This window comes from Moraxella sp. CTOTU48268 (assembly GCF_032069585.1).
Classification (GTDB): domain Bacteria; phylum Pseudomonadota; class Gammaproteobacteria; order Pseudomonadales; family Moraxellaceae; genus Faucicola; species Faucicola cinerea.
In genome coordinates this window covers 1-11,216 of the sequence record NZ_DAMALV010000054.1, presented here as the reverse complement: position 1 = coordinate 11,216, position 11,216 = coordinate 1, and the positions used below count along the sequence as shown (strand labels likewise).

The following is an 11,216-nucleotide window of genomic DNA, read 5'->3' as shown; positions in this document are numbered from 1 at the left end:
ACCGCCCAAGAGTTCATATCGACGGCGGTGTTTGGCACCTCGATGTCGGCTCATCTCATCCTGGGGCTGAAGCAGGTCCCAAGGGTATGGCTGTTCGCCATTTAAAGAGGTACGCGAGCTGGGTTTAGAACGTCGTGAGACAGTTCGGTCCCTATCTACCGTGGGCGTTGGAAATTTGAGAGGATCTGCTCCTAGTACGAGAGGACCAGAGTGGACGAACCTCTGGTGTTTCGGTTGTGACGCCAGTCGCATTGCCGAGTAGCTATGTTCGGATGGGATAACCGCTGAAAGCATCTAAGCGGGAAGCCCACCTTAAGATTAGATTTCCCTAAAGAGCCGTTGTAGACTACGACGTTGATAGGTTGGGTGTGGAAGCATAGTGATATGTGTAGCTAACCAATACTAATTGCTCGTTTGGCTTGACTATACAACGCCTAAATGGCTTTGTAGGTAATAACGATATTCACCTCGCTTGATATAGCTTATACTTTACTTTTAAATTAACTCATTCCTCTATCCCCCTTTGCTGACGATAATAGCTTGGAGGTCCCACCTGATCCCTTCCCGAACTCAGAAGTGAAACTCCAATGCGCCAATGGTAGTGTGGTTCGCCCATGTGAGAGTAGGTCATCGTCAGCTCCCTATTCCAAATCACCCCCCTTACTGATGTAAGAGGGGTGTTTTTTTGCTTCCCTGAAAGACTCAGAGAAAAACTCAGAATAGAAAATTAATGTTTTTATCGCAGACTTTGGGTAAAATAGGCGAAAATTTTTGGTGTGAAATTTAAAAGCGAGTGTTACCATGCAAATTACCATTATTGACCATCCCTTAGTTAAGCATAAATTATCCTTGATGCGCGAGGCAGATAGTAGCACTTATAAATTTCGTACCTTGACTAAAGAACTTGCCCGTTTGATGGCGTATGAAGCAAGTCGTGATTTTCCCATAGAAACAATCAGTATTCAGGGCTGGGAAGGCAACCAAATTGAGGGCATTCAAATCAAAGGTAAAACCGTCACTGTCGTACCTATCTTGCGTGCAGGATTGGGAATGCTTGATGGGGTGTTAGACCTTATTCCTACTGCAAAAATCTCGATGGTTGGACTGCAACGTGATGAGGATACCCTTGAGCCCGTGCCTTTTTTTGAAAAGTTGGTCAAAGATATTAATGAGCGTCCTGCGTTGATTTTAGATCCTATGCTTGCCACGGGCGGTAGTATGGTAGCAACGATTGATATGATGAAAAAACACGGTTGCAAAGATATTAAAGCCTTGGTATTAGTGGCAACGCCTGAAGGGGTGAAAGCGGTGAATGATGCCCATCCTGATGTGAAGATTTTTACCGCAGCACTCGATAGTCATTTAAATGAACAGGGGTATATTATCCCAGGGCTTGGGGATGCAGGGGATAAAATTTTTGGTACAAAACAGCACTGAGGTGCAAAACAGTAAAAGTAGGAGAAAAGCTAGATGATTTATCTAGCTTTTTATTGACAGTTTTATAGTGGCTATTTTTTGGTCGGTTGTAAGCTATCGGCTAAATCGATAAGCTTAATAAATTCGCGGCGAATACCTTGTGGGTCGTTGCCGATATTGGCTTGGGCGAGCCGCTTGCTGTCGTTTAGTTGCCAATTACCGAGGTATTTGCTTTGCTTGAGGGTTTCGCCAAAACTTGCCACACTTAGCGCAAATGCCATCTCGCTGCTCGGCTGTTGGGTATTATTGCTAATGGGCAGGGTCAAAAGCGTTGATGTGTTGCTATTTGGGGCTTTATAGCGAAGTTTTAAAAGCCCCAGCTCAGTATTTTTGCGTGTGTGATTGATAGGGTAAGCTTGGTAGCGGCTATCGTCTAGCCAACCTTGCTGCCCCATAGGGGTAACTTCAAACAGCGCAACCACAGATTTGCCTGCACCTAGCTCACCTGCGTCTACTTTATCGTTGTTAAAATCTTCTTTTTCAAGGACACGATTTTCATAACCAATTAAGCGCCATTCTTTAACCGTCTGGGGATTGAATTCCACTTGGACTTTGACGTCTTTTGCCACAGTATTGAAGGTTGCTGACATTTCATCTACCAAGGCTTTTTTGGCCTCAGACAGGCTATCAATGTAGCTATAGTTACCGTTGCCGTTATCCGCGACTTGTTCCATCATGTGATCGTTTAAGTTGCCTTCACCAAAGCCAAACGTGGAAAGTGACACACCGCTATCACGTTCACGGCGGATAATATCTAGCATTTCATCGACGTCCGATACACCGACATTAAAATCCCCATCGGTCATCATCAAAATGCGGTTGATGCCGTCTTTTTTATAGTGGATTTTTGCTTGTTGATAAGCCAACTTTATCGCTGCTTCGCCATTGGTCGAACCACTGGCATCTAGGCTATCAATTGCGGCTAATATTTTGTCGGTATCACTGCCTTTAGTGGCAGGAAGCGTCACTTGGGTGCGACCTGCATAGGTCACGATACTGATGGTATCTTGCGACCTCAATTGCTTGGTGAGCATTTTTAGCGAAGATTTGACCAGTGGCAATTTATCGTTGTCTGACATCGAGCCTGACACATCCACCAAAAATACCAAGTTGGCAGGCGGTAAGACGCTTTGTTTGGTGATGGTAGGGTCATCCGCTTTGATAGCTACTTTGATGATACGATTGGCGGTACGCCAAGGTGCGGCAACTGTTTCCGTGCTTACCAAAAAAGGGGCATTGGCAAGGCGCTTGGCTTGTGAAAAGTCATAGTTAAAATAGTTGATAAGCTCTTCAATACGCACCGCGTCAGTGGGCGGTAGTTGCCCATTGTTGAGAAAACGGCGCACATTGGCGTAGCTGCCCGTGTCGGTATCGATACTAAAGGTGGCAACGGCATCGGTGGCGGTTTGGTGAATAGGGTTGACTGCAAGGTGCTGATATTTTTCGCTATTATTGTGTGGTATCGACATCGGCATGATGGGTGAGTAGCGTACCATCTTGCTCATTGCTGCTGCATCCATCATCATGCTAGGCGCAGCAACCACGGGCGTTGGTTGAGCAATAACGGTTGGTTGGGCAATAACGGGTGTGGCAGGGCTGGTATCACGGTTATTTGATGGCGAGGGGCTACAAGCCGTCAATAAGCTTTGGGCGATGACAAGGCTCAATAGTGTTGGCTTAAAAATGTCGCGCTGCATGACTAACTCCTTTTCAATCGTGACTGGCGTAATTACAGTTTACGACATTTTTTGATTAAAAAGACAGTTTTTTGCGATAAAACCCGCTAGAAATGGCTGTGGTTAGCGCGGTATCAGCGGTTAAATAGATTAAGAATAATAGTAAGAATGATACTCACGATAATCATGGTGACGATGGGGAAGTGAAAACTAAAGCCGCCGCCTTCGGAGCGGTAATTAACGTCGCCAGGCATACGACCGAACCAATTAAAGGCGTTTGGGAAAAATAGCCAAATTGCACCAATAATTAAAAATAAAATGCCGAGCCCAATAAGAATCTTTGCCATTTTTCTATAACCTTTTATTTTTATAATGACTGGTATTCTATCTGTTTTTAAAAATTAAAATATCAGTATTTAGTAGTTCAGCTGTGATAATGATGTAACTATTTTTTTTGGTTATGATTCTAAAGGCGGTAAAGTGTTATCGCATCTTTGTGAATTTGCATGAGCCAAAGCTTTCCCTACAGAAGTAATTTGAAAATGGTAAGGGAATTGCGACCACCAATTATGTAGTTTAGCTAAATTTGGTCTTAAAAAATAGAATTCTTTAAATTTATTTAAAATCTGTTGTTTTAGATTTGGATCTTGATTATATGTATCATAAATTTCAAATAAAACATTTTTCTGAGTTTCGGTTAATGGAATTTTATGAAACCTATTATCAGTGGATATAAATTCTAGTTCATTAATCCTTTCCCTATTAATTATATCCAAACGTACAAACCCTTCAATTAGTTCATGATCAACTAAAATATTAAAAGGTATGTTATTTTCTTGCAGCAATAAAGTAGCCCCGTGATGCTGTTCAGAATTTTTGCCTATACCTACACTGGTATATCCTGGGAGACGCTCACTATAGAAATCAACTAAATCTTTAAAATCACCTAAATTATTTATTCTTATTGCATTTAAAACATCTAACTGATCTAACCAAGCATCACCCAAAGGTAAATCAGTATAGATTAGCATTCCATAAAGTTTATCTAGAAGATCAAGTCCCTGACTTATGTTACCTACGGCAGGTAAAAAACTAGAAGCTGAATGGAAAACGGTTATTCCTAACAATGCTTCATCCGTAATTTCGTTCACTACCTGTATAGCTCTGTTTATACCTGTCTTGATATTCCTGTTATATCCCTTATTAATTCTACTAATTAAAAGCTCAGACAATAAATCATAGTCAGATTGTCTTTCAGAACGAGTTGCTGATTTTTGAGCATCGACTAGAGACATCTGAAAGTCTGGATCAGCAAATGCACTTAATTTAGTTATATCTTGAGAAATTTTATTTAATAACCTGTTCTCGAGTTTTTCTATTCTAATATTTGCCTCTTTAATAGCCTCCTGCGAGAAACCCTCTCTTGATAACAAAATCATCTCATTAAAGATTTCGCGCGCTCTTTTTTCATCAATACCGATTATAAGGTTAGAAATCTGTAATTGAGTAGAATTATCACCAGCTTTTTGATTTTGAGAGTCAGAGTTAAATAAAGAGTTACTTAGCATGATAATCTCTACCTACTTGAGTTTGAGTAGAATTATCACCTGCTGATTGCTTTTGATTTATAGTATTTTTAATACCAACCCTATAACCAACTGCGCCACCAGTAATTAAACCAATAATCAAAGTAATGATTGCTGTACCTAAGCCATCAAAAAACCATTCCGCAAAAGCTAACATATATTGCTCCAAATAATAAGTATTTTGTAAACATATAGTCGCTTTGGGTGAATTCAAGAATTTTTACTATTTATTTTTTCTCGGTGGTAAGCCTGTATGTTGGGTTTGGAAATTACCCTTTTTCGGATTCGGTTTTTTACCAAAACTGCTTGGCGTAGGTTTTTTACCCGATTTTTTTGCAGTACTATCTTTATTCGTACGTTTGACCGAATCACCAGCGGCAGAACTATTTTTCTTACGGGCTGATTGGTAAACATCTTCACCCTCAAGTTTGGGATTGTACGGCGGAATCAAACACTGACTGCCATGCCCAATCAAATCCTCACGCCCCAAGTCTTTAAGCGATTGACGCAGCAGCGCCCAATTTTTGGGGTCGTGGTAACGTAGATACGCTTTGTGGAGTTTACGCTGTTTGCCCGATTTGACGATTTCCACGCCGTCGCTGTCACGGGTGACTTTATGCAGCGGGTCTTTGGCAGTATGGTACATGGTAGTAGCAGTTGCCATTGGGCTTGGGTAAAAGGCTTGTACTTGGTCGGCACGAAAGCCATTGCGCTTGAGCCAAATCGCCAAGTTCATCATGTCGGTGTCGGTGGTGCCAGGGTGCGCGGCAATAAAATACGGAATCAAATATTGCTCTTTACCTGCTTCACGGCTGTATTTGTCGAACATCTGCTTGAAAGTATCGTACGTCCCCATACCCGGTTTCATCATTTTGGAGAGTACATTGGTTTCGGAATGTTCAGGGGCGATTTTGAGATAACCGCCGACATGGTGGGTGACCAATTCTTTGACATATTCGGGGTCTTTGACCGCCAAATCATAGCGTAAGCCTGATGCAATCAGGATTTTTTTCACCCCTTTGATGTCACGAGCTTTACGGTACAGTTGGGTGAGATGACTGTGGTCGGTGAGTAAGTTGTCGCAGATATCGGGATACACGCAGGAGGGTTTGCGGCAGTTTTTCTCAATGGCATCGTCTTTGCAATGCAGACGGTACATGTTGGCAGTCGGTCCGCCAAGGTCAGAAATTACCCCAGTAAATGACGGCTCGGTGTCGCGGATTTTTTTGATTTCGCCCAAGATAGATTCTTCTGAGCGGTTTTGGATAATCCGTCCCTCATGTTCGGTAATCGAGCAGAAGGTACAGCCGCCAAAACAGCCGCGCATGATATTGACTGATAATTTAATCATATCGTAGGCAGGAATTCTTGCGTTGCCGTAGCTAGGATGGGGCAGACGGGCATACGGCAAATCAAAGATATAATCCATCTCTTCCATGGTAAGTGGAATCGGCGGCGGATTGAGCCATACATCAATGTCGCCATGTCGCTGCACCAAGGCGCGGGCGTTATGCGGATTGGTTTCTAGGTGCAAAATACGGTTGGCATGGGCGTAAAGTACCGGGTCGGATTTGACCTGCTCAAAGTCGGGCAAGCGAATCACGGTTTTGTCACGGGGCGGCAACGGGCGTTTGTGTTTTAAGGCGTTTTTATTGGGGTCTTTGAGGTTAACCACTTGGATGTCTTGGCTTTCAGCGACCTTATCAGCATTGAGCACTTTGTGCTCGACTTTATCCGCCACAAACCCTTTGTACTGACTCTCAAGGGTTTTTTCTTGTTCGATGTGACAGTCGCCCACATCTTCCATCATCACATACGGATTGATAATCGGGTCAACGCGCCCAACGGTGTCGACGTCGTTACTGGCGATTTCTATCATATCGTGTTGCCAGTGTTTTTTGGTTTGTGTCGACAGATACGCGGTGCCACGCACTTTGGCAAGGTCTTCAAAACGGTAACCTTTGGCTAGTGCATGTACAACATCGACAATCGCGCGCTCGGCATTGCCATACAGCAAAATATCAGCGCGGCTATCCATCAAAATGCTACGTCGCACTTTATCTGACCAATAATCATAATGGGCGATACGGCGCAGCGAGCCTTCAATCCCGCCCAAAATAATGGGCACATCGGGATAGGCTTCACGGCAGCGCTGGCTATATACCACAGCCGCACGGTCGGGGCGTTTGTCGGGGGCATTGTCTGGCGAGTAGGCATCGTCACTGCGAATGCGTCTATCGGCGGTGTAGCGGTTAATCATGCTGTCCATATTGCCTGCGGTGACGCCCCAGGCGATGGTCGGTTTGCCAAGGGTCATAAAAGCGTCTTTGCTTGTCCAGTCTGGCTGGGCGATGATACCGACGCGAAAGCCTTGCGACTCTAACAGTCTGCCGATGATTGCCATACCAAAGCTTGGGTGATCGACGTAGGCATCGCCTGAGACGATAATGACATCACAGGCATCCCAACCAAGGGCGTCCATTTCGGCTCGGCTCATCGGCAAAAATGGCGCAGGCTCAAAGCAGCTTGCCCAGTGTTTGTCATAGTCAAATAGGGCTTTGGTACCTTGTTTAAAGGCTTTGTTGGCAATAGTTTCGGCGGACATAGGCTTGGATATTAAATAAAATGAATATGGCTCATTTTATCATGAATCAATTTTGCGATGGGGGTTTATAGGGCGAAATAACAAAAAAACCTGATTAAATTAGTCGGAATTTTATTGGCTATTAGACAAAATTTTTTGCAAGTAATTACATTATAATAAGCGTTGAAAATTTTTTACTTACCATAAACTATTTAATCACGATGACTTTAGGCGATAATTTTATTGGTAGTATTTTTTTTGTTGGCAAAAGCTAAATATAAGGATAATTGATAATGCAAATCTTACCACTAACTGCACAGGATAAAACTAACTGGCAAGCCTTGTGGCAGGGCTATTTAGAATTTTATCAAACAGATCTACCCCAAGCGACTACGGAAAATACTTGGCAAAAAATCATTGACGAAACATCACCCATTTTTGGTTTCGGGGCATTTGTGGATGATAAGCTTATCGGCTTTGTACATGTTGTATTGCATCCAAATACATGGAATACCACAGACTGTTGCTATCTTGAGGATTTGTTCGTCAAAGAAAATGGGCGTGGTAAAGGTGTGGGAAGAATGCTGATCAAATGTGTCTATCAATTTGCTAAAGATAAAAACTGTAATCGGGTCTATTGGGTCACTCAAGAAGGCAACGTTTCCGCTCGCCGTCTGTACGACGATATCGCTAAAAAGACGGATTTTGTGCAGTATCGGCATACTTTATAAATAAGATTTTTTATAACTGCCCCAAAACTTTGGTGGTAAACTATAGCTTTCTTAACTTTTTTGTAGCGCGTTATGAGTGATACCTTTGCTGATGCCTTAGAAGCGCTTGATCCGCTAACACCTGAGCCTACCCAGCTTTCGCCGCCGACAGAGCCGAAGCCTAGACGGCGGTTGCCGTATATGGCGTATGAACACCAGCAGCAAATCACCCGTCTGTGTGTGCGCTGTGGGCTGCTACTTATGCAATATGGGGCAGAGTCGGCAACGGTAACAGATTTGTGCCGCCGATTGGGGATAGCGTTGGGGGTGGCTAGCGTGGAGTGTGGGATTGCCTACAATGGTTTGACCATCACCACAATTTATAATAACCGATGTATTACTACCCTGCGCGCGTCAACCACCCATGCCATCAATGTCAATATCATTGTGCAAATTCAGCGAATTGTACTGGATTTGGAAAGTATGCCGGTGACGAGTACCCTAGAGCATGCGACTTATCGATTTGATGAGATTGATCGGGACACTTATCCTGCCAAGATGATCGCGACGATGGTCGGTGTGGCGTGTGCCTGCTTTGCGTATTTGGCAGGGGGCGATGTACTGGTGTGTTTGGTGACTTTTATTGCGAGCATGATGGGGTATTCGCTGCGGCTATGGCTGAGTAACCGCAACTTTAATCCCTTTATATCCGCGCTTATAGCGGCGTGTTTTGGCTCCATCTTCGCCAGTACCGCGCTGTTATTGGGGATTGGTAACGACCCGCATATTGCTATGGCGTCAAGTGTGCTTTGGTTGGTTCCCAGTTTTCCTTTGATAAATTCGTTGTCGGATATGCTCAAAGGGTATATGAACATCGGTATCGGGCGCTTTATGTTTGTGATTATCTTGACGTTATCGAGCTGTATCGGCATCGTGCTGTCATTGCTACTACTAAATATCAGTCATTGGGGCGTGGGTTGATGAAAGCGTTTGATAAAATTTTATTGCCAATATTGGGTAGGGTGAAAAATGGCGATTGATGCGATTGCCTTGATACGCGCAGCAACTTTTGCTTGCTTGATGACGCTTGGCTGGACACTGCTTGTCAATGTGCCGCGCCGCTATATTTGGCAATGCTTATTGTTGACCATGCTGGGTTACGGACTTAGAGAGCTATTAAAACAGCTATCAGTCAATTTGATACTAGCGACGTTTGTGGCAGCGGGTATTTCATCGTTTGTGGCAATTTATTTGGCAAAAAAATATTTACTTACCCCAAAGATGATTTTGGTGCCTGCCATGCTGTGTATGATGCCGGGGATTACCGCGTACAAAGCCATGATTAGCTTTGTACAGCTAGGCTACTATGGCTACAATCCACAAGTATTTACCCAAATGATGGATTTTAGCTTCAATGCGATATTTGTGACCGCTGCGTTGGTGTTTGGCATTTCGTTGCCGACGTCATTTTGGTATCGCACTAAGCCCATTGTCTGATGTCGTATTAATCTAACTGGATTTTAGTGCCTACCTTGGAGAAATTCATCACAAATTGACTTTTAAAGCGTCGCACATTGTTTTCATAAGTTAAATTATCACGGGTAAAACGGTGATATTCCGCCATATTTTTGGCATGTACCAATAGCAAAAAGTCATAATCCCCTGAGATTTCATAACAACTCATCACGTTGGGCAATCGGTTCATCAGGCGCTCAAAGCCATGCTGCAGCGCGGTATTTTGTTTTTCCATTTCAATCAGCACAAACGCGCTTAAATCAAAGCCCAATTCAGTGGGGTTGACAATCACCACTTGGCGAGTAATCACCCCGGTCTCTGTCATCATTTGGATACGGCGCTGACAGGTCGCTACCGATGCATGCACTTTTTCGGCGATGTTCTTAAGCGGTAGCGTCGCATCTTCTTGCAACAAGTTTAAAATACGTTTATCGATATCATCGATTTCATGAATCATAGCCATGTCCTTCTAAAAATATACAATAAGACAAATTGAGAAAAATATAGCAAATTTATCTTATATTAATATTAAATTATCACAAATAGGGGTATTTTGAAATAATTTACCAAAAATAATTGTTATACTGCTTGGCAATTTAACCGCAAAAGCAAAAATATAACAAGGTCAATTATGTCAGTCTCCAACGTTTTATCACCATCGTCTATCGTTGTCCAGCCCAAGGCAACAACTTCTCAGCCCGCTACCGCTGCCAAAAAGTTACGTTTTGGGGTGGTGTTGGCATTGATTTCTAATGTGTTGTTTGGCGTGCTGTATCTGTATAGTCACTGGCTTGCGCCGTTGTCAGGCACGCAAGTTTTTTTGTGGCGCATGGTGGCGATGTGGTTTGGGTTGGTGGGGTTGTTGGCCGTGACGCAAAGTTTTGGGCAACTCAAAGCGTTTTTGATGGCATTAAACACACAACAATGGATTTTATTGCTGTTGCCGACACCGATTTTGGCAAGTCAGCTATGGCTGTTTATGTGGGCGCCTATCAATGGACAGGCGGTCAATACCGCAATGGGGTATTTTTTGCTTCCCTTGATGATGGTACTGATGGGCTGTGTGGTGTTTAAAGAAATCTTAAATCGATTGCAGTGGGCGGCGATTATCGCTGCGTCAGCAGGGGTGGGATTGCAATTTTGGCTCGCGGGGAGTGTATCGTGGGTCACTGTATGGGTGTGTTTGACTTATCCGATTTATTATGGACTGCGCCGCTGGCAAGGGGTGCCGGCACTGTTGGGGCTGTTCGTTGATTTGTCAGTGATTGCACCGATTGCCCTAGGTTTTTTATTATGGCAAAACAGCAGTATATCGATAGTCACTGGGTCAATGACAATGGGGCTGTTATTGATTGGACTGGGTATGATTAGTGCGCTTGCCATGCAGACCAACCTCAAAGCAAGTCAGGTGTTGCCGATGAACACCTTTGGTATGCTCAGTTATCTTGAACCTGCGCTGATGTTTTTATTGTCCATTTTTGTGCTGCATGAAGCTGTCAATGGTACCATGATTGCCAGTTTTGCTTTAATTTGGGCAGGGGTATTGCTGATGATCGTAAATGCAATGCGAGCGTCCAAAAATAACCACTCAACCGCTATTTGTGACTAGGTAAGCTAGGTTCTGTTGAACATTCAAAGCTTCAGCCAATGATAAGCAAAGGCTAGAGCG

General features: G+C 43.6%; 11 protein-coding genes and 2 rRNA genes. 7 read left to right on the top strand and 6 right to left on the bottom strand.

What is annotated here, in order from left to right; translation table 11 throughout:
- The 3 genes from RT143_RS11710 to upp all read left to right on the top strand — a co-directional run.
- Positions 1-427, top strand: a 23S ribosomal RNA gene (locus tag RT143_RS11710); the annotation flags it as partial.
- 98 nt (positions 428-525) lie between these two features.
- Positions 526-639, top strand: a 5S ribosomal RNA gene (gene rrf / locus RT143_RS11705).
- Positions 640-801: 162 nt separating this feature from the next.
- Entirely contained in the window at positions 802-1,437 is a 636-nt protein-coding gene (upp, locus tag RT143_RS11700; protein WP_313093208.1) for a uracil phosphoribosyltransferase, read from the top strand.
- A 71-nt stretch (positions 1,438-1,508) separates the two neighbouring features.
- Here upp and RT143_RS11695 read toward each other — a convergent pair whose 3' ends face one another.
- The 5 genes from RT143_RS11695 to RT143_RS11675 form a co-directional block, all read right to left on the bottom strand.
- Entirely contained in the window at positions 1,509-3,173 is a 1,665-nt protein-coding gene (locus RT143_RS11695) for a vWA domain-containing protein (RefSeq protein ID WP_313093206.1), read from the bottom strand.
- Positions 3,174-3,286: 113 nt separating this feature from the next.
- Positions 3,287-3,499, bottom strand: coding sequence for a DUF2905 domain-containing protein (locus tag RT143_RS11690; protein ID WP_313015613.1), 213 nt, complete (start codon positions 3,497-3,499; stop codon positions 3,287-3,289).
- Positions 3,500-3,610: 111 nt separating this feature from the next.
- Positions 3,611-4,720, bottom strand: coding sequence for an LPO_1073/Vpar_1526 family protein (locus tag RT143_RS11685; RefSeq protein ID WP_313093204.1), 1,110 nt, complete (start codon positions 4,718-4,720; stop codon positions 3,611-3,613).
- Positions 4,710-4,895, bottom strand: coding sequence for a hypothetical protein (locus RT143_RS11680; protein WP_309576008.1), 186 nt, complete (start codon positions 4,893-4,895; stop codon positions 4,710-4,712). Before RT143_RS11680 ends, RT143_RS11685 begins: the two co-directional genes overlap by 11 nt.
- Before the next feature lie 66 nt (positions 4,896-4,961).
- The gene (locus RT143_RS11675) at positions 4,962-7,343 is read right to left on the bottom strand and encodes a YgiQ family radical SAM protein (protein ID WP_313093202.1); all 2,382 of its coding nucleotides are present in this window, start codon (positions 7,341-7,343) and stop codon (positions 4,962-4,964) included.
- 272 nt (positions 7,344-7,615) lie between these two features.
- Between RT143_RS11675 and RT143_RS11670 the strand changes: the two genes are divergently transcribed.
- The 3 genes from RT143_RS11670 (at position 7,616) to RT143_RS11660 (ending at position 9,529) form a co-directional block, all read left to right on the top strand.
- A complete protein-coding gene (locus tag RT143_RS11670) occupies positions 7,616-8,053 on the top strand; it encodes a GNAT family N-acetyltransferase (RefSeq protein ID WP_313093201.1) in 438 nt (145 codons plus the stop codon).
- A gap of 72 nt (positions 8,054-8,125) precedes the next feature.
- Complete coding sequence (locus RT143_RS11665) at positions 8,126-9,013, top strand: threonine/serine exporter family protein (RefSeq protein WP_313093198.1); 888 nt, start codon at positions 8,126-8,128, stop codon at positions 9,011-9,013.
- Positions 9,014-9,061: 48 nt separating this feature from the next.
- Positions 9,062-9,529, top strand: a complete 468-nt coding sequence (locus RT143_RS11660; protein WP_204155784.1) for a threonine/serine exporter family protein — start codon at positions 9,062-9,064, stop codon at positions 9,527-9,529.
- Between the two features lie 7 nt (positions 9,530-9,536).
- Here the strand turns inward: RT143_RS11660 and RT143_RS11655 are convergent, their stop codons facing one another.
- Positions 9,537-10,004, bottom strand: coding sequence for an Lrp/AsnC family transcriptional regulator (locus RT143_RS11655; RefSeq protein WP_062331430.1), 468 nt, complete (start codon positions 10,002-10,004; stop codon positions 9,537-9,539).
- Between the two features lie 174 nt (positions 10,005-10,178).
- On the opposite strand from RT143_RS11655, the gene rarD reads away from it, so the two are divergent.
- Positions 10,179-11,156, top strand: coding sequence for an EamA family transporter RarD (rarD, locus tag RT143_RS11650; protein ID WP_313093196.1), 978 nt, complete (start codon positions 10,179-10,181; stop codon positions 11,154-11,156).
- The last annotated feature ends 60 nt before the right edge of the window (positions 11,157-11,216 follow it).